Consider the following 25575-nt stretch of genomic DNA (forward strand, 5'->3'; position numbering starts at 1 on the left):
GAAGCGCATGAAAACGATGACGATGGCGGCCGGCCTGCTGCTGGCCGGCCTGATCGCCGCGCCGGCGGCCATGGCGGCGCCGGACGCGCAGGAGCTGCTGCGCCAGTCCGACCAGGCGCGCGGCGGCGATCTGCCCGGCCTGGCCTGGGAGGTGAGGCTGGCCAACAGCGGCAGCGCCAGCGAAGACTTGCAGCCGATGCGGCTGGATGTGCGGGCCAACAAGACCGCCAGCCTGGCCGAAGTCAGGGAGCCTTTGAGCAACAAGGGCTCCAAGATGCTGCAGGTGGACCGCAATATGTGGCTGAGCAAGCCCGGCCTGAAGAAGCCGGTGGCGATCTCGCCGCGGCTGCGGCTGTCCGGGCAGGCGGCGATAGGCGACATCGCCGCCACCAATTACGCCAAGGACTACGCGGCCAAGCTGCTGCGCGAGGAGACGCTGAACGGCGAGCCCTGCTATGTGCTGGACTTGAAGTCGGCCAACAAGCAGAGCACCTACGACCGCATCGTCTACTGGGTGTCGGAAAAGCGGATGGTCGGCGTGCAGGCGCAGTTCTACAGCCTGTCCGGCAAGCTGCTCAAACAGGCCAGCTTCCAGTACGACAACACGGTCAAGGTGGGCGGCAAGAGCATTCCCTTCGTCAGCGCCATGCAGATCAACGACGCGCTGACCGACGCCCGCACCACGCTGAAGTACGGCGAGCTGCGGGTGAAGACCTTCGCCGATGCCGAATTCCAGGTGGACAATCTCTGAGCGCGGCGCGGCCGGCCTGGTCGCGCTGCTGCTGTGCGCCGGCGTCCACGCCGCCGAAGGCGACGGCGGCGAGGCGTGGCGGACCGACGCCAGCCTGGAGACCTGGCTATACGGCGACGCCTACCGGCTGACCTCCCCGTTGCCGCTGCCGCAGAGGCAATACCACGCCGAGGGACGGCTGGATCTGACCCTTAGGCGCGACGCGCTGCGCGTGGAGCTGGCGCCCAGGCTGAACTGGCTGCGCGCCTGCCCGCCCGGCGGCGCGGATTGCCGCAGCGACGGCCAGGCCAGCCTCAACCAGGGCTATTTCAGCCTGGCCAGCGGTGGCGAGCAACTGGTGGCCGGACGCGAGAAATTCAGCTGGGGGCCGGCCAATTTCCGTTCTCCCAGCAATCCCTTCTATTTCGACAGCGGCCGGACCAATCCGCTGGCCGACACGCCAGGCATCGATCTGGCGCGCTGGACCCACAGCGGCGGCGGCTGGCGGCTGACCTCGGCCTATGTGTCCGACACCCGGACTTTGCCGCAGCCCAGGCAGCGCGACACCGTGCTGTTCAAGCTGGACCGGCAGGGCGACGACTCGCTGGCCAGCCTGGTGTTCAGCCAGGCGCGCAGCCAGCGCCAGGGGCCTTTTCTCGGCGCTTTCGCCCAATACACGCCCGACGACGCCTGGTTGCTGTACGGCGAGGCGTCCGCCCAGCGGCGCGACGCGGCGACGGCCGGGCGCTGGCTGGGCGGCGCCAGCTACACCAGCGCCGCCGGCCGGGTGTGGTCGGCCGAATACCTGTTCAACGGCGACAACGGCGCGGCCACGCTGCAAGCCGACCCGGCCGCGCTGCGCGGCCGCCATTACCTGTGGGCCAGCGTGCAAAGCAATCCGCAGGAGCTGGAGCGCTACTGGCGGCTGGAGTGGACGAGCAACCGGGACGACCATAGCCAGGGCTGGACGCTGTACGGCGAGCGCCGGCTGCAGCCGCGCCTGTCGGGCTTCGCGATGCTGATCCTGGGCGAGGGCGGCGCCGGCAGCGAGTTGGGCGGGGTCTACCGCAGCGGCGTCACGCTGGGGCTGAAGCTGTTTCTGCTGTAAGCGCCGGCGTGTCGGGCTCGGCATGGAGCATGGCGGGATGCCTGCGCCTGGATGCTGGGCGGAGGCGCGGGGCTAGAGCAGCTTGGAGCCGATCAGACGATTGAACAGCGAGCGCGGAATCTTGCGGTGCAGGCCGTGATGGACCAGGAATTCCTTCAGCGCCTGCAGCCGGGTCTGCTCGATGCCGAACTTCTCGCACAGGTAGTTCTTGCACTTGATCACCGAGTCGGTGGTGCGCGGCGCGTTGCGCGGCCGGTATTTGTCCATGAAGGCGGCGATCTGCTTGAACTCCCAGTTCAGCAGCAGCAGGAAGCAGACCTCCTGTTCGTATTCGGTCAGCGTCACGCCTTCCAGACTGCTGTAGGCCGAACCTTGCTCCAGGCTGCAGCCGGCGCCGAACTCGAGCACGTAATTGGGGATGATGTTGAGGAAATTGCCTATTTCGACGTCCTGGCCACTGTAGATGGTGCCGAGAATCGACTGGCTGGGGTGGTGGACCAGCATGTGCTTGTTGAACACGCGGGCCTTCAGGCCGTCTGCGTATTCGTGGATGTTCAGCGTGGCGATCTTGCGCTCGATTTTGCCGCCGCGCATCAGCGACAGATCCTCGCTCACATAGCTGTCGGCGAATTCGGCTGTGCCTTCGCACGGCATTTCGCAGTCCAGCCGGCCGGCGACGTCGCCGCCCTGTTTCAGCGCCACGATCCTGGCGTAGGCATCGGTGGAGATCAGGTGCCGGGAGTGGATGTCCTTGGCGCCCAGCATCATGTCTGAGCTTTTGGACAGCATTTCTATCGATTGGCGAAATCCGGCCAGGAAGCTTTTGTGCTCGTCGGTGAATTGATCCGGGGCCAGCATGGCGTACGTCATCGGCGATATTCCTTTTCAGGCGGCGGACGGGATCGGGGAGCAGACGCCGCATTGCCCTTTTCACTCGGGAATGGCTCGCCCTGGGCCCGTCGGATGCGGAAGCTGGACATTCTAATGGGTCAAGCGGCCTCGGTATTTGCAGCCTGTCCAAGCGGCCATGCCGCGGCGGGGAGGAGCGCGCTGCGCAAACGGATTGGCAGGCGCGGTGGCGGAACGGGAAGAGCGGACCGCGCGCCAAGGCCTGGCTTGGGGAGCGCTCGCGTTCAGGCCGCCAGGCGCGCTTCCTGGTGAAAACGCAGGCAGTAGGCCAACTGCAGCTTGAGCCGGCACAGCGTCAGGCGGTCGTTCGACCAGCCGCGGGGCGGGCCCGGCGCGCGCAGCTCCTCGTCCGTCAGCCTGGACTCCAGGCTGGCGATCTGGCTGCGCAGCGGGGCGATGCGCGCCAGACGCAGCTCCAGCAGCACTTTTTCTTCCGGATGCTGGCGGCCGGCCAGCGCGGCGGCGCGGACCTGCCAGTAACGGGGGTCGTACCATGGACCGGTGCCGGGTGGCAGGTCCCGGTAGGGAATGTGCTCGATATAGGGCAGATAGAGATCGCCATGCCAGACGGCGTCGTCCTCTATCATGCCGCATAGCTGCAGCAGCAGATTTTCCTGTTGCAGCGACCAGCCGGACGCGGATACGAAAACCATGGCCTCGGGCAGCAGGTGGAAACCTTGATGTTCCAGCATGGAGCGCAGCGGATCGCTCAGCTTGCCGCGGGCGTAGATTCTCAGCCTGTCGTCGTCCGGCGAGTAAGTGGCGGTCAGAGGTTTATTCATTTTCCACTCCCCTTGTTTCACGCGCGGCGCCGGATGGGCTGGCGAGCCAGGATATCTGGTTTTGTCGCTGGATTTTGCCTTGTTGTCCTACGAGGCGGAACTCCAGTTTTCTGGAGGTTTGATGGCTGTCGGGTGATAAGCGGCGGCAATTATTATTGATTCAAATAATTTGATATTGAATATTCGAATTGGCATCTTGCCTGGTGCTGCATCTGCCGGCGATGGGCAAGCCCGTCGATGCCGGGCCGGCAGCGGCGCTAGGATTGGCCGTTTCCCAGCCGGGTTGACGGTTTGGCCAGATAAAACCATTCCTGGCCGGCTTGGGCCCGGGGATTGGGAAACACGATGCGGGCATCGTCAGGCGCCGTGACCGGACTGCCGTCGGCGCGGCGGCCGATCAGCTCGCCCTGGCGGACGCTGTCGAAGCTGTTCCAGGCGCGGACGAAACTGTCGGCGTCGTCGCGCTTGTCCACCACTTCATACAGGCTAAGCAAGGCGACGGGCTGCGGGGCGGGATCGGGCGCGCCCACCATGCCGAGGTGGGCCAGGGTGTTGAGGACCGCGCGGTAGGCGATCTCCGGCGCGGCCGGATCGTCGTGGCGGCCGCATTCCAAGGTCAGCGCCCAGCCGCCCTGGCTGCGCATGTATTCGGTGGTGCCCACGCCGTAGCGCGGGTCGGCGTTGAGTTCGGCCAGCCTCGCGTCGCCGGCCGGCGACTGACGCCGCCGCTCCACGCCCAGCGCGTAGGTGGACAGCCAGCCGTCCACCGCGTCGGCGACGCCCAGCCGCCGCGCCAGCGCTTCCTCGCGGGCCGCGTGGACGAACGGCTCCAGCTCGCCGTCGTTGTCGGCCGGGCCCAGGAATACGAACGGCTGCCCAGGCGACTGGAAGGAATGCAGATCGAGCAGGACCTGATGCTCGGCCAGCAGCGGGCACAGCCAGTTGGCGACGTGGTCCTCGTAGTCCTGAGGATGATCGCAGGGCGCGAGGTTGCGGTTCAGGTTGCGGTCGCCGCCGCGCTGGCCCAGCCGGTAGGCCAGCGGATTGGCCACCGGCACCAGGGTCAACCGACCGGCGCGCAGCGACAGCGCCCCCCGTTCCAGCTCCGCCATCACGCGGCGGATGGCGATGGCGCCGCACACTTCGTTGCCGTGCACCGCGCCGGTGATGATCAGCGCGGGGCCGTCCATCAGCGCCTGGTAGCGGTGGCTGGCGAAGGCCTGCGGCCAGCCTGGATTCACTTGAGCCATACGTCCTCGAAATCGAAAGAGCCGTTGGGGTTCATGATGAAGCCCTGCACATTGGCGCGCAACGGGATGTAGATCCGGGAGTGGGCGATGGTGATCCAGGGCCGCTCGCGCTTGAAGATTTCCTGCGCCTTCAGATAGTACGGCGTCCGCTGCTTCTGGCCGGTGGTCTGGCGGCCTAGCTGCAGCAGCCGCTCGAATTCGGCGTTGCAGAAGCGCTGGCCGCCCTTGCTGACGCTGCAGGACAGGCTGTTCCACAGGAAGTCGTCCGGGTCGCCGGAATTGCTGGTGAGGCCGGACATGTAGACATCGTGCTCGCCGGCGGCGGCGCGTTTCAGATATTCGCCCCACTCGTAGGACTGGATGTTGGCCTTGACGCCGATTCGGGCCCAGTCTTGCTGGATCATCTGCGCCATCAGCTTGCCGTTGGGGTTGGTCGGACGCTGCACCGGCAAGGCCCACAGGTTGACGGTGAAGCCGTTGGGATAGCCGGCCTGGGCCAGCAAGGCCTTGGCTTTGGCTGGATCGTATTCGTTGCGGGTTTTCGGGTTCCAGCTCCAGGTGGACGGCGGGAAGGGGTTCACCGCCTGGGTGGCGCCGCCCTTGGGGAACAGCGCCTTGAACAGCGCGTCGCGGTTGATCGCGATGTCCAGCGCCACCCGCACCTCGCGCTTGGCGAATTGGGGGCGCTTCAGGTTGTAGGCCAGGTAGGAGATGTTGCTGGCGCCGGTGGCGGCGATCTTGACGTTCTTGTCGCCGGAGAGCGCGTCGAGGTCGGACTCGCGCACCGCCGCGGCCACCTGGCATTCGCCGGCCTTCAGTTTCTGGATGCGGACCTGCGGGTCGGCGACGATGGCGAACACCAGGCTGCGGGTTTTCTGCGGCTTGCCCCAGTACTGCGGATTGGCCTCGTAGCGGATGATGGCGTCTTTGGCGTAGCTCTTGAAGCGATAGGGGCCGGTGCCAATCGGCAGCAGGTTGATCTGCTGCGGCTTGCCGGCCTTCAGCAGCTGGTCGGCGTATTCGGCCGACTGCATGCCGGCGAAGCCCATCGCGAAAAAGGTGAGGAAGGGCGCGTTGCGCTCCTTCAGCCGGATCTGGAGGGTGTGCTCGTCCACTTTCCGCACCGACTCTATCAGCTTGGACAGGCCATAGCCGTCTGGTCCGGTCAGCGGGGTCTTGAACGCCTGGTTGAAGGGCAGGTCCGGCCGTATCCAGCGGTTGATGGTGAATACCGCATCGTCGGCGGAGAAGTCCCGGCTGGGCGTGAAATAGTCGGTTTGATGGAACTTGACGCCGCGGCGCAGTCTGAACGTATATAGTAGTCCGTCATCCGATACCGACCAGCTTTCCGCGAGGCCGGGCCGCAGCGCCACGCCGCCGCGCTTGAATTCGACCAGGCCCTGGAACACCGGCTTGGCGATGTTGTAGGTGGTGGCGCTGTCCCACATCGCCGGATCGAAGCCTTCCGGCGAGGCTTCCGCGCAGAACACCAGCGGTTTGGCGGCCAGGGCGGGGGCGGGCAGCGCCGCGGCCAGCAGGGCCGCGAGCGGGAGCAAGGACGAAAGGCGGGGCAGGGGCATCTCGGGTTCCTGTATTGGTTTTATTCGTTCCGAGCCTACCATGGTCCAAGGCCGGAGTCGGATCGTCTTCACAGTATCGCTCAAGCGGCGGCCTGCCGGATTTGCGGCAGGTCAGCAGCGAGGGAGGAGCCATGGACGCAACCATCAGGCTGGAGGAACTGGCAAGCCATCCCGAATACGTGTCCATCGAGGGCATGGCCGGGGTGCGCTTGGACTTGCGATACGCTTGCGCCGACAATTTCGTCGGCCGGGATCTGTACGGCCCGTCGGCGCGGGCGTTGCTGCACCGCCAGGCGGCTGAGCGGCTGGCCCGCGCGGCTGGCGAGCTGGCCAGCCGGCGGGCGGGGCATCGACTGCGCGTTTTCGATGCCTTGCGGCCGGGCCGGGTGCAGCGGGTGCTGTGGGACATCGTCAAGGATACGCCGCAGCGCATCTATGTGGCCGATCCGGCGCGCGGCTCCATCCACAGCTTCGGCATGGCGGTGGACATCACGGCGGAGGATCAGGCGGGGCGGGAGCTCGACATGGGCACGGGTTTCGATGACTTCACCGAGCGAGCCCAGCCGCAGCGGGAGGCGGAGATGCTGGCCAAGGGGCGGCTCAGCGAGGCGCAGCTGGCCAACCGCCAGCTATTGCGCGGCTGCATGGAGGCTGCCGGCTTCCGCGGCATCGCCACCGAGTGGTGGCATTTCGAAGCGGCTGACCGCGACTGGGTGCGCGCGCATATGCGGCTGATCGAGTGAGCGCGGGGCGATTTTGCCTTGACCCTGCCTTGACGTAGGTAGGATAATTCCCAGTTTGATCAAACGCTTATGCGTCGCAGCGTGTCCGGCCAGGCCGCGCGTTTTGCCGCTGCGAAAGAACTGGTTTTCCCGGATGAATCAAACGCTTGCCAACCGCCGCGCGTTGCCGCCGCGCCGGCTGTCCGTCGCCCCGATGTTGGACTGGACCGACCGCCACTACCGCTACTTCGCCCGCCAGATCACGCGGAACACCTGGCTGTACACCGAGATGGTGACCACCGGGGCGCTGCTGAACGGCGACGTCGCGCGCCATCTGCGTTTCGACGAGGCCGAGCATCCGATCGCGTTGCAACTGGGCGGCTCAGAGCCGGCCGAGCTGGCCGCCTGCGCGAAGCTGGCGGCGGAGTGGGGTTACGACGAAGTGAACCTTAACGTCGGCTGTCCGTCGGAAAGAGTGCAGAAGGGCGCTTTCGGCGCCTGCCTGATGGCGGAGCCCAAGCTGGTGTCCGATTGCGTCAAGGCGATGCGCGACGCCGTCGACATCGACGTCACCGTCAAGCACCGCATCGGCATCGACCAGATCGAGCATTACGATTACCTGCGCGAATTCGTCGATACCGTGGCCGAGGCCGGCTGCCGCACCTTCATCGTCCATGCGCGCAACGCCATCCTGAAGGGCCTGAGCCCGAAGGAGAACCGCGAGATTCCGCCGCTGAAGTACGACTACGTCTACCGGCTGAAGCGGGAGCGGCCGGACCTGGAAATCCTGATCAACGGCGGCGTCAAGACCAATGCCGAGATCGCCGAGCATCTGAAGCACGTCGACGGCGTGATGGTGGGCCGCGAGGCCTATCACAACCCGTGGCTGATGGCCGAGTGGGACGCGCTGTTCTACGGCGACGAGGCCGCTGGTCCGGAGCGCGCGGCGGTGGTGGAGGCGATGATGCCCTACGTGACGGCGCGTCTGGGCGACGGCAGCAATGTCCGTCATATCGCCCGCCACATCCTGGGTCTGTTCCAGGGCCTGCCCGGCGCGCGCAACTGGCGCCGGATGCTGTCCGATTCCAAGCTCTTGGATGGCGCGGACGCCGGCCTGCTGCGCCAGGCCTACGAGGCGACGCTGGCGGGCCGCCGCGCCTGATTATCCGATGGCCGCCGACGAGCGGCTGTCTGCGCCAGGCGGCCCCGGCCGCCTTTTGTCATTGTTGTCATGCCCGGCATGATTGTCTGGAGGTGGATCCCAATTGAAAAAGTTGCAAAAGCTGATGCTCGCCTTGTCGCTGTCTTCCGGCCTGGCCTGGGCCGGTCCCAACGACGTGCTGCACATCTACAACTGGAGCGGCTCGCTGTCCGACAACATCGTCAGGCAGTTCGAGAAGCGCTGCGGCTGCAAGGTGGTGCAGGACTACTATGGCGACAACGAGGAAATGCTGGCCAAGCTGGCCGCCGGCGCCAAGGGCTACGACATGGTGTTTCCCTCCAGTTTCGTCGTGCAGGCGATGACCAAGCAGAAGCTGCTGCAACCATTGGACCACCGCCAGATTCCCAATCTGAAAAACGTGGCGCCGGCCTATCTGTCGCAAAGCTACGATCCGGCCAACCGCTACACCATCCCCACCGTGCTGTCGCTGACCTCGGTCGGCTATAACGTCGAGAAGCTGAAGCAGCTGGGCGTGGACCCGACTAGCTGGTCGGTGATCTTCGATCCGGCGGTGCTGCGGAAGATCAAGGGCAAGGTGACGGTGCTGGACAGCTCGCGCGAGGTGTTCGCCGCCGCGCTGTTCTACCTGGGCAAGGACCCGAACAGGGCGACCGACGCCGACATGCGCGCCGCGCGCGACGCGATCAAAAAAGCCAAACCGTACTGGGCGGCCTTCTCCAACGCCAGTTATCTGAAGCAGCTGGCGGTCGGCAATATCTGGGTGGCGCTCGGCTATTCCACCGAATTCTTCCAGGCCAGCGAGGATGCCCGCCTGACCAAGCGACCGTTCCATATCGGCAATGTCCCGCAGCGCGAGGGCAATGAGATCGGCGTGGACACGATGGCGATCACCGCCAGCGCCAAGCGGCCGGATCTGGCGCACCAGTTCATCAATTTCATGCTGGACGGCCAGAACGCGGCGCAGCTGACCAACCTCAACGGCGCGACCAATCCGGTGGCCACCGCCAGCCCTTATTTCCGCGCCGATCTGAAAGCCAGCCCGGTGATCAATCCGAGCGCCGAGCAGGCGAAAAAATGGACGGTATTGCGCGAGTTGACGCCGGTCGAGCGCCGCGCGCTGGCGCGGATGTGGACGGAAGTGAAGGTCAGCCGCTAAGCTGGCGGCCTGGCCGGACGCCATCGACCCGGTTCGGCCGCACCCACAAGATAGAAAGAGCGAAAAGATGTTCGACCAACTGGTTCTCGCCAGCAACAACGCCGGCAAGCTGAAGGAATTCGGCGCGCTGTTCGCCGAGCTGGGCGTCACCGTGCGCCCGCAGCGCGATTTCGACGTGCCGGAATGCCCGGAGCCGCACCACACCTTCCTGGAAAACGCGCTGGAGAAGGCGCGCCACGCCAGCCGGCTGACCGGCCTGCCGGCGCTGGCCGACGACTCCGGCATCTGCGTCGAGGCGCTGGGCGGCGCGCCGGGCGTGTACTCCGCCCGCTTCGCCGGCGAGCCGAAGTCCGACGCGCGCAACAACGCGCTGCTGGTGGAAAAGCTGCAAGGCGAGGCCAACCGCCGCGCCTGGTACTACTGCGTGCTGGTGCTGGTGCGCCATGCCGACGACCCGCAACCGCTGGTGGCCGACGGCATCTGGCTGGGCGAGGTGCGCGATGAGGCCGCAGGCAGCGGCGGCTTCGGCTACGACCCTTACTTCTTCCTGCCCAGCCACGGCGTCAGCGTGGCCGAGCTGGACGCCGTCGAGAAGAACCGCGTCAGCCACCGCGGCCAGGCGCTGGCCGCGCTGATGGTCAAGCTCAAGGCGCTGGCATGAGCGTGATCGATCTGTCGGCGCTGACGGGCGGCCTGCGCGAGCTGCCGCCCCTGGCGCTGTACGTCCACTTCCCGTGGTGCATCCGCAAGTGCCCGTATTGCGACTTCAACTCGCATGAGCCGAAGAACGGCTTCGACGAGATGGCCTATGTCGACGCACTGCTGCGGGATCTGGAATACTCGCTGCCCGAGGTATGGGGCCGCCCGCTGACCAGCATCTTCATGGGCGGCGGCACGCCCAGCCTGTTCAGTCCGCAGGCGATGGATGCCTTCCTGGCCGGCGTGCGCGCGCGGCTGAGGCTGCATCCGGACGCCGAGATCACGATGGAGGCCAATCCCGGCACCTTCGAGATCGAGCGCTTCCGCGGCTACCGCGAGGCCGGCATCAACCGGCTGTCCATCGGCATCCAGAGTTTCGATCCCAAGCACTTGACGGCGCTGGGCCGCATCCACGACGGCGACGAGGCCAAGCGCGCGGTCGAGATCGCGCTGACCCACTTCGACAACGTCAATCTGGACCTGATGTACGCGCTGCCGGGCCAGACCCTGGACCAGGCGCTGTCCGACCTGAACACCGCGCTGTCCTACGGCATCACCCATCTGTCGGCCTACCACCTGACCATCGAGCCGAACACGATGTTCGCGGCGCAAACGCCGAAGAACCTGCCGGACGACGAGGTGTCGGCCGACATGCAGGAAGCGATAGAATCCTGTCTGGAAGCCGCCGGTTTCGATCACTACGAAACCTCGGCCTTCGCCAAGCCCGGCCGCCATAGCCGGCACAACCTCAACTACTGGCAGTTCGGCGACTACGTCGGCATCGGCGCCGGCGCCCACGGCAAGATCAGCAGCCATGCCGGCATCGTGCGCCAGATGCGGCACAAGCAGCCGGCGGCCTATCTGAAGGCGGTGGCGGATGGCAATCCGCTGCAAAGCCAGCAGAAGGTCGCCCGCGCCGACTTGCCGTTCGAATTCATGATGAATCTGCTGCGCCTGACCGGCGGCTTCGAGAGCCGCCTGTTCCAGGAACGCACCGGGCTGCCGCTGGCGCTGATCCGCCGCCAGCTGGACGAAGCCCAGGCGCAAGGCCTGCTGGACGGCGACGGCGCCATTCTGCGCCCGACGCTGAAAGGCCAGCGTTTCCTCAACGATTTGCTCACCCTGTTCCTCAAAGAAGGAGATGAATAATGGCTAAGGAAATTATCCACACCGACAAGGCTCCGGCCGCCATCGGCGCTTACTCGCAAGCCGTCAAGGCCGGCAACACCGTCTATCTGTCCGGCCAGATCCCGCTGGACCCGGCAACCATGGCCGTGGTGGAAGGCGGTTTCGCCGCCGAAACCCACCAGGTGTTCAAGAACATGAAGGCCGTGTGCGAGGCCGCCGGCGGCAGCCTGGACCAGATCGTCAAGCTCAATGCTTATCTGACCGATCTGTCCAACTTCGCGACCTTCAACGAAATCATGGGCCAGTACTTCAGCCAGCCGTTCCCGGCCCGCGCCGCCGTCGGCGTGGCCAGCCTGCCCAAGGGCGTGCTGGTGGAAGCCGAAGCGGTGCTGGTGCTGTAAGCGCGCCGCGTCCGCGATGAAAAAAAGCCCCGGGAAACCGGGGCTTTTTGCTGGAAAAGGAATTCAGCGCAACTGATAGCGGGTGTAGAGGCCCCGGCCTTGTCTATCCAGGCTCCAGATCGTGACGCGCAGGAAGTCGGGCGAGGTCAGCGTCGGACTCTTGCGGGCGTTGAGCATCAGCGGATTGGCCAATGCGCCCGCGCTGTCTTCGATGCGTTGCGGCTGGCCTTTTTGGCGCATGTCCAGCAGCAGGCTGTTGAACCAGAGCCGCGGCGGCATTTGCCAGCCGAGTTTCACATCGCTGGCGCCGTTGGCTTTGGCGAGCGCCTGCAGCGTGTCGCTTGTCAGAGCGGGAAAGGCCTGCTGAGCGATTTCAGCGGCGGTGAACAGCGGGGCGCGCGGGCTGAAGTCCTTTCCCACCGGCTGGGCGAAGCGGTCATCGGAGTAAAAGCGCAATTTCAGAGCGTTCCGGCTCAAGGCATCGTTGTAGACGGCGGCGAAGCTGTCGGGCGTCAGGTAATTCACCGGGCAAGGATAGTCAGGATTCGCCGATGTCAGCTCCTGAGGCTCCAGTTGCGCGCACTCGGCATTTTCCTTCAGGGTAAGGATGGCTTTGCCATCGGCCAGCAACTGGGCGCTGCGGGCGACGATTTGCGCGGCGGGACGGTCTGGCTGGGTGTAGATCGGGTTGTCGTGCCGGGCATATTGGCTGAGTACCAGGTTCAGCAGGCTGACCTTGTCGCTGCGGTTGTCGGGGGCGCTGATGATCTGGCGGGCCCCGGCATCCATTTGCAAGGAGACGGGGCTGTCATTTCCCGCCAGCCTCCAGCCTTCTTTCTGCAAGCGGGCTTTCATGCGGAAATAACTGGGCGCCATGCCCGCCACGCGGACCGTCATCGAAATCTGGCAGAGCGCGGCGCTGTAACAGGTTTCCACCTTCGGCGGCGAGAAACGTCCGCCGACATAGGTTTCCCCGTAGCCGGCGTCTTCCATTTCCCGCGCCAGATATTGCGCCGCGTTGTCGCCGTCAAACTGGAAATCGTCGCTGAGCAACGCCGCCAGGCGCTTGTCCAGGCCGTCCGCGCTGAGATAGGCGGCGTTCAGTTGCGCCGCCAGTTCATCCAGCCGGCTCAGGTCCGGCAGGTCGTCGGCCGGCAAGGGAGTCGGTTTTTGATCCCGGCTCACCATGGTGGCCGCCTGGGCGCGCTTGCTTTGCAGGCGTATGGTCCCCGCCTGGCTGCCGGCGGAAACCTCCACCATTTCCAGCAATTTGTCGTGTCCGGTCTTGTCGGCGGCGAAAGCCGTCCGCAGCAGATCGGCGCGGCTGTCCAGGCCGACGGCCTGCATCAAAGGGGCCAGCGCGGTTTTCAGGCTGGTTTGGCTCTGGTTCAGCTTGGCGCTGTCGAGTTTGGCCGCGCATACCGCGGCGTTGAGGAAGCATTCGCTCGCCTCGGTGTCGCTGCTCATCGACAGAATGGCGTCGGTCAGCGGCGTGATATTGACGGTGCCGGCTTGCGTGGCGACCGAGTGGAGGGACACCGGCACGCCGCCGATCAGTCCGGTAGCTTCCAGCAGCGCCGGCGAGGCGAACTGGCTCAAGTCGGCGCTGTAGCGGCCTTGGGCATCGGTCTGGACTGTAATCGAGTGGCCTTGGGCGTCTTTGATCGTGATCGAGCCATTGTCCAATGGGGAACCGGATGCCGCGGTGCCGTTGATCTGGCCGAGCGTCTGAGCATTGCCGCCGGATGTGGAGTGGCTGTCATCGCCTCCGCAAGCGGTCAGCGCGAATGCGACGGCCAATGCGAGAACGGATTGTTTCATCACAGTATTCATCATGCGAGTTGTTTTAGTTTGGCGAAGCGTTGAGAAATAGTTAGGGCGAAATAGTACATTGACATTTTGCTTGTGTCATTTATGTCCAGGCGAGCAGTGGCGGGACGACGGAGAGTTGGGCATGGTTCCGAGATTGAGACTCTGAGGCCGCGAGATGAAAAATCTTTTCCTTCTGGGCTTGTTGTTAGGCGCGGATCTGTGTTCCGCCGAAGTGTTCAAGTGCAGGAGCGCCGACGGCGGCGTGGTCTATGGCCAGCAGCCGTGCCCGGCAGGCAGCCGGGCGGTGGAAATGGAGACGCATCCATTCAGCGTGATCGAACAGAACGACGGCGGCCAGGCGGCGAAGCGCTACCGCGAGCAGCTGCGAGCATGGTCGGACAAGCGCGACAAGAATCAGCAGGCCGATGCCAAGACGGAGCAGCGCGAGCGGAGCGCGCAGCGCAGGAAATGGCTGGCCGAGCGCGAGCATTGCCGCCGGCTGGACGCCAAGCGCGCCGCGCTGGACGCGAACCTGCGCCGCGGCCAGCCGCTGCAGGAGGCCGAGCGCGTGAAGCTGCGTCTTGCCAAGGTGGAGGATCAGATGCAGGATCGGGCATGCCATCTATATAAGGAGGATTGATGGGCGCTTATCGATTCCAGATCGTCAACGTGTTCGCCGAGCAGCGTTTCGGCGGCAATCCGCTGGCGGTGTTCACCGACGCCGCCGGCTTGTCGGACGACGACATGCAGTTGATCGCGCGGCAGTTCAATCTGTCGGAAACCGTATTTTTATTGCCGGGCGACGCCGAATGCGCGGCCAGCCTGCGCATCTTCACGCCCAGCTACGAATTGCCCTTCGCCGGCCACCCCACGCTGGGCAGCGCGGCCGCGCTGCATGCGAGCGGCGAGCTGGGCGACGATTTCACGCTGCGCACCCGCTCCGGCCTGATCCCGATCCGCCATGCCGACGGCGTGTTCCGGCTGCGGGCATTGCCTGCGTCGGCGCGGCCCGGCTGCGGCATAGACGAAGCCGCGGCGATGCTGGGCCTGGCCTCCGGCGACGTGCTGCATGCGCCGCAGTGGGTGGATGCCGGCAGCGCGCAGCTGCTGATCGGCCTCTCCAGCCGCGAGGCGGTGCTGAACGCCAAGCCCGATCCGGCGCTGTTCACCCGCCATGCGACGCTGCGGCCTGGACGCAGCATCGCCTATGTCTGGCACCAGGACGGCGGCGTCGCTACCGTGCGGCTGTTCTTCGAGCAACTGGGTTCGGTGATAGAAGACCCCGGCACGGGCAGCGCCTGCGCCAACCTGGGCGGCTGGTGCGCGCTGAACGGTCTCGCGCCGCTGTCGTGGCGGGTGGAGCAGGGCGAGGCGATCAACCGGCCCAATCGGCTGTATCTGGATGTGGACGCGGATGGCGCGGTCAGCGTGGGCGGCCGCACCCAGTTCATGGGCGAGGGAGAATTCCGTTGTTGATTCCGCCGCCCGGCTTGACTGGCTTGCCCGCTATTGGCATCCTAGAGCCGCTACTCCAAACTGCTGTTTCATAACAAACGAGACGAGGAAAAAACATCATGATCCGAATCGCCAAAGCCGCCTGCCTCGCGACCGCGCTGGGCCTGGTCAGCCAACTGGCGCTGGCCGGCAGCGCCGCCGGCCTGTGGAAGACCATTGACGACGAAACCAAGCAGGCCAAGGCCCTGGTGCAGATCAACGAAGCGCCCAACGGCGAGCTGACCGGCAAGGTGATCAAGCTCTACCTGCACCCGGACGCGGTATGCGACAAGTGCGACGGCGCCAACAAGGGCAAGTCGGTGAACGGCATGCAGATCCTGTGGGGCCTGAAGAAGAGCGGAGAGGAATGGTCCGACGGCCAGATCCTGGATCCGAAGTCCGGCAAGATCTACACCTCCGGCGCCAAGCTGATGGACGACGGCAAGAAGCTGCGCGTGCGCGGCTATATCGGCCCCTTCTTCCGCACCCAAGTGTGGGAACGCCAGCAGTAAGCGGCAAGGGCTGAACCGAATCCCGGGCGGAAGCCGGCGCGAGCCGCTTCCGCCTTTCTCATTGTTGGGTACAATCGCTACTCATGAATTCCCCGATCGATCTCGCCAACCAGCCGCCGGCGGCGCCGGCCGCGCTGGTGAAGAAGCTGGAGAAGCTGGGCATACGCCGCCGCTTCGACCTGGTGCTGCACCTGCCGCTGCGCTACGAGGACGAAACCCATCTGTACCCGATCGCCGACGCGCCGTATGGCCAGCCGGCGCTGGTGGAGGGCACCGTCACCGCGCACGAGGTCAGCTACAAGCCGCGCAAGCAGCTCAGGGTGCAGATCGAGGACGGCAGCGGCACGCTGCTGCTGCGCTTCATCCACTTCTATCCCAGCCAGCTCAAGCAGTTCGCCGAGGGCAGCCGCGTGCGCGCGCTGGGCGAGATCCGCCGCGGCTTCGCCGGCGACGAGATGGTCCATCCCAAGACCCGCGAAGTGCGCGAGGGCGCGCCGCTGGCCGACAGCCTGACCCCGGTCTACCCGACGGTCAACGGCCTGACCCAGCCGGTGCTGCGCAAGCTGGTGCACGCCGAGTTGAAATCGCAGCGGCTGGACGAGCTGCTGCCGGCGCCGTTGATGGCGCCGCTGGCCCTGCTGCCGTTCGCCGACGCCATCCGCCTGCTGCATCTGCCGCCGCCGGAGTGGTCGGCGCAGCAACTGGCCGATCCGCAGCTGCCGGCCTGGCAGCGGCTGAAATTCGACGAATTGCTGGCGCAGCAGCTATCGATGCGGCTCGCCTACCGCGCGCGCCGGCTTGGGCACGCGCCGCGCATCGCCGGCGACGGCAGCCTGAGCGAGAAATTGCTGGCCCATCTGCCATTCCAGCTCACCGGCGCCCAGCGCAGGGTGCTGGACGAGGTCCGCGCCGACATGCGGCAGGCGCATCCGATGCACAGGCTGCTGCAGGGCGACGTCGGCAGCGGCAAGACCATCGTCGCCGCGCTGTCGGCGCTGTCGGCGATCGAGGCCGGCTACCAGGTGGCGCTGATGGCGCCGACCGAAATCCTGGCCGAGCAGCACTATTTGAAGCTGTCCGGCTGGCTGGCGCCGCTGGGCATAGGCGTGTCCTGGCTGTCCGGCAGCCTGCGCAAGAAGGCCAAGCAGCAAGCGCTGGACGAGATCGCCTCCGGCCAATGCCGGCTGGCGGTGGGCACCCACGCGTTATTCCAGGATACCGTGGCGTTCCAGAAGCTGGGGCTGGCCATCGTCGACGAGCAGCACCGCTTCGGCGTCGGCCAGCGGCTGGCGCTGCAGGACAAGGGCGAGGAGCCCCATCAGCTGATGATGTCGGCCACGCCGATCCCGCGCACGCTGGCGATGAGTTTCTACGCCGACCTGGACGTATCGGCGATAGACGAGCTGCCGCCGGGCCGCACGCCCATCGTCACCAAGCTGATCGGCAGTCCGCGCCGCGCCGAGGTGGTGCAGTTCGTCGAGAAGACCTGCGCCGAGGGCAATCAGGCCTACTGGGTGTGCCCGCTGATCGAGGAGTCCGAGGCGCTGCAACTGCAGACGGCGGTGGATTGCCACCAGCAGCTGCTGCAGGACTTGCCGGGCCGCCGCATCGGCCTGGTGCATGGCCGGATGAAGGCGGCGGAAAAGGCCGAGGCGATGGCGGCGTTCGGGGCGGGCCAGCTGGACGTGCTGGTGGCGACGACGGTGATCGAGGTCGGGGTGGATGTGCCCAACGCCAGCCTGATGGTGATCGAGCACGCCGAGCGCATGGGCCTCGCGCAATTGCACCAGCTGCGCGGCCGGGTAGGGCGGGGCAGCGCCAGGAGCGTGTGCGTGCTGTTGTTCGAGAATCCCTTGTCCGATCTGGCCAAGGCGCGGTTGAAGGTGATCTACGAGCATACCGACGGTTTCGAGATCGCCCGCCAGGATCTGCAGATCCGCGGTCCCGGCGAGTTTCTGGGGGCACGGCAGAGCGGACTACCGATGCTGCGCTTCGCCGATCTGGAACAGGACCAGGCGCTGCTGGAGGCGGCGCGCGATCTGGCGCCGGTCTTGCTGGAGCGTTGGCCGCGGGAGGCCGAGGCGCATCTGGAACGATGGCTGGCCGGGCGCGAGCAATTCCTCAAGGCGTAAAAAAATCCGCCGCGATTGGGGGAAATCGCGGCGGCGAGGGAGGATTGCTGCAAACAAAAGAAACCATTAATGAAGCAGGCGTATATTAGCAATCAATGAATTTTTCGTTCAAGCGCGGACAGCAGCTCCGTTGACCTGGATCAAGCATGAAAAAAGCCGCTCATCGAGCGGCTTTTGCGTTTGGGCGTTGTGGATCAGAACCACTGCGCCGCCAGGTAGTACAGGCCGGCGGCCAGGCCCATCGAGGCAGGCAGCGTGAACAGCCAGGCCAGCGCGATCGAGCGCACGGTGCTCATCTGCAGGCCGGCCTTGTCGGCGATCATGGTGCCGGCCACGCCGCTGGACAGCACGTGGGTGGTGGATACCGGGAAGCCGAACCAGCTGGCCAGGCCGATGGATACGGCGGCGGTGGTCTGCGCGGCCACGCCCTGGGCGTAGGTCATGTCCTTCTTGCCGATGCCTTCGCCCACGGTCTTCACCACGCGGCGCCAGCCTATCATGGTGCCGATGCCCAGCGCCAAGGCCACGGCCACGATCACCCAGGTGGGCGCGTATTCGGTGGTGGTGGTCAGGTCCTTGCGCAGATTGCTCAGCAGCTGCTTGTCGTCGGACGACAGCTTGGGCAGATCGGCGGCCTTCTTGGCGGCGTCGTCCAGGCACAGGAGCTGGGTGCGCACGTCCCAGCGCTGCGAAGCGCTCAGGGTGTGGTAATCGTTGCCGTCGCCCATCAGCTTCAGCAACTGATCGGCGGTGGCCACGGTTTGCTGCGGGTGGCACTCGTACTGGCTGGTGCTGGTGGACTTGACGATGATCTTGGACAGATCGACCTCGTGGCGCTGGTAGAACTGCTGCAGATGCTGCGCCGCGTCGCGGGTGCGCTCCAGTTGGTACGGGGTGCTGTCCAGGTTCAGCACGAACTTGGCCGGCACGATGCCGATCAGCACCAGCATCACCAGGCCCACGCCCTTCTGGCCGTCGTTGGAGCCGTGGGCGAAGCTGACGCCCATCGCCGACACGATCAGCATGAAGCGGGTCCAGAACGGCGGATGCTTGCGGCCTTCCACCTGCTGCCGCTGGTACGGCGTTTTATGGACATTGCTGCGCGGCCGGAAGCGCCGCAGCAGGATGACGATCAGGCCCGCCATCACCGCGCCGGCGATGGGCGACACCAGCAGCGAAGCGCCGACGTCGATCGCCTTGCCCCAGTTGATGCCGTGCGACAGCGAGGTGTTGTTGATGAAGCTGTTGGCCACGCCCACGCCCAGGATGGCGCCGATCAGCGTGTGGCTGCTGGACGCCGGCAGGCCCAGATACCAGGTGCCGAGGTTCCACAGGATGGCGGCGGCGAGCAGGGCGAACACCATCGCCATGCCGCGGCTTGTATTCACCGAGATCAGCAGGTCCACCGGCAGCAGGTGCACGATGGCGTAGGCGACGGCCAGGCCGCCGCTCATCACGCCGAGGAAGTTGCAGACGCCGGAATAGAACACGGCGAGGCGCGGCTTCATCGACTGGGTGTAGATGACGGTGGCGACGGCGTTGGCGGTATCGTGAAAACCGTTGATGAACTCAAAGGCGAGCACGAAGCCCAGAGAAAGCATCAAAGTGATGGCTACATGGGTATCGAGCCCGGAAAACAGGTCCAGCATGGCGTGTCAGCGTTTATCGTAAAGGCGGGATTGTTGTGTTCCGCGCCATGGCCGTCAAGTCTTTATAAAAAAAAAATAAAGCGTGTGGTTTTGCCTGCGAAAACGGCAAAATCTTCTTGACAGCGCGGGGTTGCAAGACGGCTAAGTCCATGATTTTACAAAATGGCATCATCATTATTGCTTAGCCGGACGGCATGAAAAACGGCTGGCGCGGGTGGCGCGCCAGCCGGAGGAAGCGGGGAGAATCAGCCGAACTTGCCGGTGATGTAGTCCTCGGTCGCCTTCTTCTGCGGCGTGGTGAAGATGGTGTCGGTGTTGCCGAACTCCACCAGCTCGCCCAGATACATGTAGGCGGTGTAATCGGACACCCGCGCCGCCTGCTGCATATTGTGCGTCACGATGGCGATGGTGTAGTCCTCTTTCAGTTCGTGGATCAGCTCTTCGATGTGGGCGGTGGAGATCGGGTCCAGCGCCGAGGTCGGCTCGTCCAGCAGCAGCACCTCCGGCTTGGAGGCCACCGCGCGGGCGATGCACAGCCGCTGTTGCTGGCCGCCGGACAGCGAATTGCCGGACTGCTTGAGCTTGTCCTTCACCTCGTCCCACAGCGCGGCCTTGCGCAGCGCCCATTCGACGCGGTCTTCCATCTCGCCTTTGGACAGCTTCTCGTACAGCTTCACGCCGAAGGTGATGTTGTCGTAGATCGACATCGGGAACGGCGTCGGCTTCTGGAACACCATGCCCACCTTGGCGCGCAGCAGGTTGATGTCGATGTCGCGCGCCAGGATGTTCTGGCCGTCCAGCATGATTTCGCCCTCGGCGCGCAGGCCGGGGTAGAGCTCGTACATGCGGTTGAAGGTGCGCAGCAGCGTGGATTTGCCGCAGCCGGACGGGCCGATGAAGGCGGTCACCTTGCGCGGCGCGATCTCCAGCTGAATGCCTTTCAGCGCGTGGAAGTTGCCATAGAAGAAGTTCAGGTCGCGGACCTCGAGCTTGGAGGCGGTGCTGGTCATGGTTGTCATGCCTTAATTCGATTGATTCTTGCGGCCGCCCATCCAGCGGGCGACGATGTTCAGGGCGAGGACGCTGAAAGTGATCAGCAGCGAGCCGGCCCAGGCCAGCGTGTGCCAGTCCTCGTAGGGACTCATCGCGAACTGGAAGATCACGATCGGCAGGTTGGCCATCGGCTGGTTCATATTGCTGTTGAAGAACTGGTTGTTCAACGCGGTGAACAGCAAGGGCGCGGTTTCGCCGGAAATCCGGGCCACCGCCAGCAGGATGCCGGTCAGCACGCCGGCCTGCGCCGCGCGCAGCGTCACGGTCAGCGTCACCTTCCATTGCGGCGCGCCGAGCGCGGCGGCGGCTTCGCGCAGGCTGTTGGGCACCAGGCGCAGCATGTTCTCGGTGGTGCGCACCACCACCGGGATCACCAGGATGGCCAGCGCGAAGGAGCCGGCCCAGCCGGAGAAGTGGCCGACCGACACCACGTACACCTCGTACACGAACAGGCCGATCACGATGGACGGCGCCGACAGCAGGATGTCGTTGATGAAGCGGGTGATGGGTGCCAGCCAGCCGCGCTGGCCGAATTCGGCCAGATAGATGCCGGCCAGGATGCCGATCGGCGTGCCGAACAGCGTGCCGAAGGCGGTCATCACCAGGCTGCCGTATATGGCGTTGGCCAGGCCGCCGGCGGAACCCGGGGGCGGCGTGCTTTCGGTGAACACCTGCCAGCTGATGCCGGACAGGCCGTGCTGCAGCAGCGTGATCAGGATCCAGAACAGCCAGAACAGGCCGAAAACCATGGTCAGCATCGACGCGGCCATGGTCAGCCGGTTGACCAGCCGGCGCCGGCGGTAAGTGAGGCTATCCTGCTTCAGGCCGGATGCGGGGGCGGTGCGCAAGGCGTCGTTCATTGTCGCTTGGCTCATCGTTTTGACGTCTTTCATGTCAGGAAGGCTTGCCTTCCTGCTTCTTCAGGCGCAGCAGCAGCAGTTTGGAGCAGGACAGCACCACGAAGGTGATGAAGAACAGGATCAGGCCCAGCTCGATCAGCGAGCCCATGTACAGGTCGCCGTTGGCTTCGGCGAATTCGTTGGCCAGCGACGAGGCGATGGAGTTGCCCGGCTCGAACAGGCTGGTGGAAAAACGGGTGGAGTTGCCGATCACGAAGGTGACGGCCATCGTCTCGCCCAGCGCGCGGCCCAGGCCCAGCATGATGCCGCCGACGACGCCGGTCTTGGTGTAAGGCAGCACCACGTAGCGCACCACCTCCCAGGTGGTGGAGCCCAGGCCGTAGGCCGATTCCTTCAGCATGGTCGGCACCACTTCGAACACGTCGCGCATCACCGAGGCGATGAACGGAATCACCATGATGGCGAGGATCAGGCCGGCGGAGAACAGGCCGATGCCCATCGGCGCGCCCTGGAACAGGAAACCCAGCAGCGGCAGCTCGCCCAGGTTGTCGATCAGCCACGGCTGGATGTGGTCGGCGAAGAACGGGGCGAACACGAACAGGCCCCACATGCCGTAGATGATGGACGGAATGCCGGCCAGCAGCTCGACGGCGATGCCCAGCGGGCGCTTCAGCCAGGTTGGGCACAGCTCGGTCAGGAACAGCGCGATGCCGAAGCTGACCGGCACGCCGATCAGCAGCGCGATGAAGGAGGTGGCCAGGGTGCCGAAAATGGGCACGATCGCGCCGAATTTCTCTTGGACCGGATCCCAGTCGGTATTGAACAGGAAGCTCCAGCCGAAGCCCTTGATGCTGGGCATGGCGCCGACCAGCAGCGAGAGGAGGATGCCGATCAGCAGCGCCAGCACCAGGAAGGCGAAGCAGCGGGTGGTCACCCGGAATATTTTGTCCAGCAGCTGCTGGCGTCCCAGCTGCTGCTCATAGCTCAGTTTTTGCATGCGCCGATTCTTGATGGTTCAGACACAAGGCCGGAGGAAGCGAACTTCCCCCGGCCTGGGTGCGGCAGTATAAGCGCCGCCCGTCAGTTCCAGACAGCTTTGCCGCTGCCGTCGGTGATTTGCTTCCAGCTGGTGCGGATCACGCCCTTGACGTTCTCCGGCATCGGGATGTAGTCCAGATCCAGCGCGGTCTTGTCGCCGTTTTTGTAAGCCCAGTCGAAGTATTTCAGCACTTCTGCGGCCTGGGCCGGCTTATCCTGCTTCTTGTGCATCAGGATGAAGGTGGCGCCGGCGATCGGCCAGCTCTGCTTGCCCGGCTGGTTGGTCAGCAGCAGGTAGAAGCCCGGCGCTTTCTTCCAGTCGGCGTTGGCGGCCGCAGCCTTGAACGAGGCCTCGTCCGGGGTGACGAAGGCGCCGGCCTGGTTCTGCAGCAGGCCGTAGGCCAGCTTGTTCTGCTTGGCGTAGGCGTATTCGACATAGCCGATGGAGCCCTTGATGCGCGACACGTAGTTGGCCACGCCCTCGTTGCCCTTGCCGCCCACCGAGCTGCCCTTCCAGCTGACGGCGGTGTTGGAGCCGACGTCCTTCGCCCATTCCGGCGATACCTTGGACAGGTAGTTGGTGAAGATGAAGGTGGTGCCGGAGCCGTCGGAGCGGCGGACGACCGAGATGCGCTGGTCAGGCAGCTTGACGCCCGGGTTCAGCTTGGCGATGGCCGGATCGTTCCACTTGCCTACCTTGCCCAGATAGATGTCGGCCAGCAGCGCGCCGGTGAACTTGATCTGGCCGGCGGCGACGCCCGGGATGTTGTAGACCGGCACCACGCCGCCCATCACGGTCGGGAACTGGGTCAGTCCGGACTTTTCCAGCTCTTCCGGCTTCAGCGGCATGTCGGACGCGCCGAAATCCACGGTCTTGGACTGGATCTGCTTGATGCCGCCGCCGGAACCGATGGACTGGTAGTTCATGTTGTTGCCGGTGCTGCCCTTGTAGGTCGCCGCCCACTTGGCGTACAGCGGGTAGGGGAAGGTCGCGCCGGCGCCGGTGATGTCAGCCGCGTAGACCGAGCCTGCGATCAGCGTGGAGCCGAGGACTGCGGCCAGACGAACAGACTGTTTCATTGCTTAACTCCCGAACGAAAGGATGGGACTGCGTTTGTGATGGTCGCCATCGTATCGGGCGAATCTTTCAGTAATATTACAAGTCGTAAATGCTTGATCCAGGCCCATTGGAGCGGCGGGCGAGGGCGCGCTATAATCGGCGCCAACCAAGCAACATGAAGTGGAGAAACGCATGTCCGGCAAACTGGTGATTGGCAACTGGAAGATGAACACCCGCGGCGACAGCGCCCGCCAGCTGGCGGCGGCATTGCTGGCCGACGGAGAGACCAATCGCGAAGGCGTCGGCATCGCCGCTCCCGCCGTCTACCTGGCTGCGCTGGCCGAACAGCTGAAGGGCGGCAACATCGCCTTGTCCTCCCAGGACGTCAGCCGCTTCGCCGCCGACGGCGCCTTCACCGGCGAGGTCAGCGCCGCGATGCTGGCCGACGTGGGCTGCCGCTACGCGCTGGTCGGCCACTCCGAGCGCCGCCAGTATTTCCGCGAAGACAACGCCGCGCTGCTGGCCAAAATGCGCAACGCCATCGCCGCCGGCGTGGTGCCGGTGTTGTGCGTCGGGGAGACGCTGGAGCAGCGCGAGTCCGGCGCTTATCTGGAAGTGGTGCGGGAACAGCTTGCCATCCTGGCCGAGATCGCCGATGGTGAATACGTTGTCGCCTATGAACCGGTGTGGGCCATCGGCACCGGCAAGGTGGCGTCGCTTGAGCAGATCGCCGAAATCCATGCATTCATCAAAAATTGGTGCTTGCAAAACGTTTCGGGCTCCGATAAGATTCGCGTCCTCTACGGCGGCAGTGTCAAAGCAGAGAATGCCGAGGCGATCCTGGCGACGGAAAACGTCGGCGGAGCACTGGTCGGAGGGGCCTCTCTGGACGCCGGTTCATTCAGAGTGATTTGCCAAGCCGCAGGAAAAATGATATAGTATGGAACTTCTCAAGACGCTTATTTGGATTGTAAATCTGCTGTCCGCAGCATCTATCATCGTCCTTGTTCTGATGCAGCATGGCAAGGGTGCGGATATGGGCGCGGCTTTTGGTAGTGGCTCGTCCGGCAGTCTGTTCGGGGCGTCTGGTTCTGCGAATTTCTTGAGCAGAACGACTGCGGTTGCTGCCGCAGTGTTTTTCTCGACTTCTTTGGCGCTGGTCTTTCTTTCCGGGGGTGGAAAGAGCGATCTCGGCGTGATGGGCGGTAAGATTGAACAGGCTGTGCCGCAAATCCCGGCAGGCGCGCCTAATAAAAATGCTTCGGGAACGGCTTCCAAAATCCCGGAGTAACAATTTAAAGCTTTGCTGTGCCGACATGGTGAAATTGGTAGACACGCTATCTTGAGGGGGTAGTGGCGAAAGCTGTGTGAGTTCGAGTCTCACTGTCGGCACCACCATTCAAAAACAGGCCACCGGGACTCCGGTGGCCTGTTTTATTTGGAGCCAAGAGGGGGCGACCCCTCTTTTTTTGGGGGTGTACGGGAAATGCTGCAAAACTACTTTCCCATTCTGATGTTTGTCATCGTCGGACTTCTGGTCGGCGTGGGCCCTATTGTCTTGGGCAAACTGCTGGCACCGAATCGTCCCGACGCTGAGAAACTTTCTCCATACGAATGCGGCTTCGAGGCCTTCGAAGATGCCCGCATGAAGTTTGACGTCCGCTATTACCTGATCGCCATTCTCTTCATCCTGTTCGACCTGGAAATTGCCTTCCTGTTTCCGTGGGCGGTGGTGTTGAAGGATCTGGGCGTCTATGGTTTGGGCGTGATGGTCGAATTTCTGGCCGTGCTGACGCTCGGCTTCGTCTACATGTGGAAGAAGGGAGCTCTGGAATGGGAGTAGAAGGGATTCTGGAGAAAGGCTTCGTCACCACGACAGCCGACAAGCTTATCAACTATACCCGCACCGGTTCTCTATGGCCGATGACCTTCGGCCTGGCCTGTTGTGCGGTGGAAATGATGCACGCCGGCGCGGCGCGTTATGACCTCGACCGTTTCGGCGTCGTGTTCCGCCCCAGCCCCCGCCAGTCCGACTTGATGATCGTCGCCGGCACGCTGTGCAACAAGATGGCGCCGGCCCTGCGCAAGGTTTACGACCAGATGGCCGAGCCGCGCTGGGTGATCTCGATGGGCTCCTGTGCCAACGGCGGCGGCTACTATCACTATTCCTATTCTGTAGTTCGCGGCTGCGACCGCATCGTGCCTGTGGATGTCTACGTGCCGGGCTGTCCGCCGACCGCGGAGGCGCTGCTGTACGGCATCATCCAGCTGCAGAACAAGATCAAACGTACCAACACCATCGCCCGCTAAGGTAGAA

General features: G+C 64.6%; 26 protein-coding genes and 1 tRNA gene. 17 read left to right on the forward strand and 10 right to left on the reverse strand.

Translation table 11 applies throughout. The features are described 5' to 3' along the window. Positions 1 to 7 precede the first annotated feature (7 nt). On the forward strand, positions 8 to 751 hold the full coding sequence (locus ACX17K_RS18910) for an outer membrane lipoprotein-sorting protein (RefSeq protein ID WP_493775984.1): 744 nt from the start codon (positions 8 to 10) through the stop codon (positions 749 to 751). Further along, complete coding sequence (locus tag ACX17K_RS18915) at positions 723 to 1838, forward strand: hypothetical protein (protein WP_493775985.1); 1116 nt, start codon at positions 723 to 725, stop codon at positions 1836 to 1838. The genes ACX17K_RS18910 and ACX17K_RS18915 overlap by 29 nt, the downstream gene beginning before the upstream one ends. A gap of 72 nt (positions 1839 to 1910) precedes the next feature. On the opposite strand, the gene ACX17K_RS18920 is transcribed toward ACX17K_RS18915, so the two are convergent. The 4 genes from ACX17K_RS18920 to ACX17K_RS18935 all read right to left on the reverse strand — a co-directional run bounded on the left by ACX17K_RS18920 (position 1911) and on the right by ACX17K_RS18935 (position 6359). Continuing rightward, the gene (locus tag ACX17K_RS18920; protein WP_493775986.1) at positions 1911 to 2708 is read right to left on the reverse strand and encodes a hypothetical protein; all 798 of its coding nucleotides are present in this window, start codon (positions 2706 to 2708) and stop codon (positions 1911 to 1913) included. 263 nt (positions 2709 to 2971) lie between these two features. Beyond that, positions 2972 to 3529: a hypothetical protein gene (locus ACX17K_RS18925; RefSeq protein ID WP_493775987.1), complete on the reverse strand. Its 558-nt coding sequence runs from the start codon at positions 3527 to 3529 to the stop codon at positions 2972 to 2974. Between the two features lie 257 nt (positions 3530 to 3786). Then, the gene (locus ACX17K_RS18930; protein WP_493775988.1) at positions 3787 to 4779 is read right to left on the reverse strand and encodes a M14 family metallopeptidase; all 993 of its coding nucleotides are present in this window, start codon (positions 4777 to 4779) and stop codon (positions 3787 to 3789) included. Next, on the reverse strand, positions 4767 to 6359 hold the full coding sequence (locus ACX17K_RS18935) for an ABC transporter substrate-binding protein (protein ID WP_493775989.1): 1593 nt from the start codon (positions 6357 to 6359) through the stop codon (positions 4767 to 4769). Before ACX17K_RS18935 ends, ACX17K_RS18930 begins: the two co-directional genes overlap by 13 nt. A gap of 131 nt (positions 6360 to 6490) precedes the next feature. Here ACX17K_RS18935 and ACX17K_RS18940 point away from each other — a divergent pair, with 131 nt between their 5' ends. The 6 genes from ACX17K_RS18940 (at position 6491) to ACX17K_RS18965 (ending at position 11648) form a co-directional block, all read left to right on the forward strand. Beyond that, positions 6491 to 7102 carry a M15 family metallopeptidase gene (locus ACX17K_RS18940; protein WP_493775990.1) on the forward strand — a complete coding sequence of 204 codons (612 nt, stop codon included), beginning with the start codon at positions 6491 to 6493 and terminating at the stop codon, positions 7100 to 7102. A gap of 133 nt (positions 7103 to 7235) precedes the next feature. After that, complete coding sequence (gene dusA / locus ACX17K_RS18945; protein WP_493775991.1) at positions 7236 to 8243, forward strand: tRNA dihydrouridine(20/20a) synthase DusA; 1008 nt, start codon at positions 7236 to 7238, stop codon at positions 8241 to 8243. Positions 8244 to 8346: 103 nt separating this feature from the next. After that, entirely contained in the window at positions 8347 to 9420 is a 1074-nt protein-coding gene (locus tag ACX17K_RS18950) for an ABC transporter substrate-binding protein (protein WP_493775992.1), read from the forward strand. A 67-nt stretch (positions 9421 to 9487) separates the two neighbouring features. Next, complete coding sequence (gene rdgB, locus ACX17K_RS18955) at positions 9488 to 10081, forward strand: RdgB/HAM1 family non-canonical purine NTP pyrophosphatase (protein ID WP_493775993.1); 594 nt, start codon at positions 9488 to 9490, stop codon at positions 10079 to 10081. Continuing rightward, on the forward strand, positions 10078 to 11268 hold the full coding sequence (gene hemW / locus ACX17K_RS18960; protein WP_493775994.1) for a radical SAM family heme chaperone HemW: 1191 nt from the start codon (positions 10078 to 10080) through the stop codon (positions 11266 to 11268). The genes rdgB and hemW overlap by 4 nt, the downstream gene beginning before the upstream one ends. Further along, on the forward strand, positions 11268 to 11648 hold the full coding sequence (locus ACX17K_RS18965) for a RidA family protein (RefSeq protein WP_046155452.1): 381 nt from the start codon (positions 11268 to 11270) through the stop codon (positions 11646 to 11648). The genes hemW and ACX17K_RS18965 overlap by 1 nt, the downstream gene beginning before the upstream one ends. Positions 11649 to 11711: 63 nt before the next feature. On the opposite strand, the gene ACX17K_RS18970 is transcribed toward ACX17K_RS18965, so the two are convergent. Beyond that, positions 11712 to 13469 carry a carboxypeptidase-like regulatory domain-containing protein gene (locus ACX17K_RS18970; RefSeq protein WP_493775995.1) on the reverse strand — a complete coding sequence of 586 codons (1758 nt, stop codon included), beginning with the start codon at positions 13467 to 13469 and terminating at the stop codon, positions 11712 to 11714. A 166-nt stretch (positions 13470 to 13635) separates the two neighbouring features. Here ACX17K_RS18970 and ACX17K_RS18975 point away from each other — a divergent pair, with 166 nt between their 5' ends. From ACX17K_RS18975 to recG, 4 genes are all read left to right on the forward strand, one after another. Continuing rightward, positions 13636 to 14100, forward strand: coding sequence for a DUF4124 domain-containing protein (locus ACX17K_RS18975; protein ID WP_493775996.1), 465 nt, complete (start codon positions 13636 to 13638; stop codon positions 14098 to 14100). Next, positions 14100 to 14936, forward strand: a complete 837-nt coding sequence (locus ACX17K_RS18980; RefSeq protein WP_493775997.1) for a PhzF family phenazine biosynthesis protein — start codon at positions 14100 to 14102, stop codon at positions 14934 to 14936. The genes ACX17K_RS18975 and ACX17K_RS18980 overlap by 1 nt, the downstream gene beginning before the upstream one ends. Before the next feature lie 98 nt (positions 14937 to 15034). Then, positions 15035 to 15466, forward strand: coding sequence for a DUF2147 domain-containing protein (locus ACX17K_RS18985; RefSeq protein ID WP_021476488.1), 432 nt, complete (start codon positions 15035 to 15037; stop codon positions 15464 to 15466). Positions 15467 to 15549: 83 nt separating this feature from the next. After that, positions 15550 to 17598, forward strand: coding sequence for an ATP-dependent DNA helicase RecG (gene recG / locus ACX17K_RS18990; RefSeq protein ID WP_493775998.1), 2049 nt, complete (start codon positions 15550 to 15552; stop codon positions 17596 to 17598). A gap of 194 nt (positions 17599 to 17792) precedes the next feature. Here the strand turns inward: recG and ACX17K_RS18995 are convergent, their stop codons facing one another. The 5 genes from ACX17K_RS18995 to pstS form a co-directional block, all read right to left on the reverse strand. After that, positions 17793 to 19247 (reverse strand): inorganic phosphate transporter, encoded by a 1455-nt coding sequence (locus tag ACX17K_RS18995; protein WP_493775999.1) that lies wholly within the window; start codon positions 19245 to 19247, stop codon positions 17793 to 17795. A gap of 245 nt (positions 19248 to 19492) precedes the next feature. Then, entirely contained in the window at positions 19493 to 20266 is a 774-nt protein-coding gene (pstB, locus tag ACX17K_RS19000) for a phosphate ABC transporter ATP-binding protein PstB (RefSeq protein WP_493776000.1), read from the reverse strand. A 3-nt stretch (positions 20267 to 20269) separates the two neighbouring features. Next, complete coding sequence (gene pstA, locus ACX17K_RS19005) at positions 20270 to 21160, reverse strand: phosphate ABC transporter permease PstA (protein ID WP_021476492.1); 891 nt, start codon at positions 21158 to 21160, stop codon at positions 20270 to 20272. 34 nt (positions 21161 to 21194) lie between these two features. Next, positions 21195 to 22157, reverse strand: a complete 963-nt coding sequence (gene pstC, locus ACX17K_RS19010) for a phosphate ABC transporter permease subunit PstC (RefSeq protein ID WP_493776001.1) — start codon at positions 22155 to 22157, stop codon at positions 21195 to 21197. Between the two features lie 83 nt (positions 22158 to 22240). Next, positions 22241 to 23278, reverse strand: a complete 1038-nt coding sequence (pstS, locus tag ACX17K_RS19015) for a phosphate ABC transporter substrate-binding protein PstS (RefSeq protein ID WP_493776002.1) — start codon at positions 23276 to 23278, stop codon at positions 22241 to 22243. A 172-nt stretch (positions 23279 to 23450) separates the two neighbouring features. Here pstS and tpiA point away from each other — a divergent pair, with 172 nt between their 5' ends. The 5 genes from tpiA (at position 23451) to ACX17K_RS19040 (ending at position 25568) form a co-directional block, all read left to right on the forward strand. After that, a complete protein-coding gene (gene tpiA / locus ACX17K_RS19020) occupies positions 23451 to 24197 on the forward strand; it encodes a triose-phosphate isomerase (protein ID WP_493776003.1) in 747 nt (248 codons plus the stop codon). 1 nt (position 24198) lies between these two features. Next, positions 24199 to 24549, forward strand: a complete 351-nt coding sequence (secG, locus tag ACX17K_RS19025) for a preprotein translocase subunit SecG (RefSeq protein ID WP_021476496.1) — start codon at positions 24199 to 24201, stop codon at positions 24547 to 24549. Between the two features lie 19 nt (positions 24550 to 24568). Continuing rightward, positions 24569 to 24653 (forward strand) — tRNA-Leu (locus tag ACX17K_RS19030). Positions 24654 to 24744: 91 nt separating this feature from the next. Further along, positions 24745 to 25101, forward strand: a complete 357-nt coding sequence (locus ACX17K_RS19035) for an NADH-quinone oxidoreductase subunit A (protein WP_011134496.1) — start codon at positions 24745 to 24747, stop codon at positions 25099 to 25101. Next, a complete protein-coding gene (locus ACX17K_RS19040) occupies positions 25092 to 25568 on the forward strand; it encodes a NuoB/complex I 20 kDa subunit family protein (RefSeq protein ID WP_011134497.1) in 477 nt (158 codons plus the stop codon). Before ACX17K_RS19035 ends, ACX17K_RS19040 begins: the two co-directional genes overlap by 10 nt. Positions 25569 to 25575 lie beyond the last annotated feature (7 nt).

Source organism: Chromobacterium sp. INPA-IVC (genome assembly GCF_059047085.1).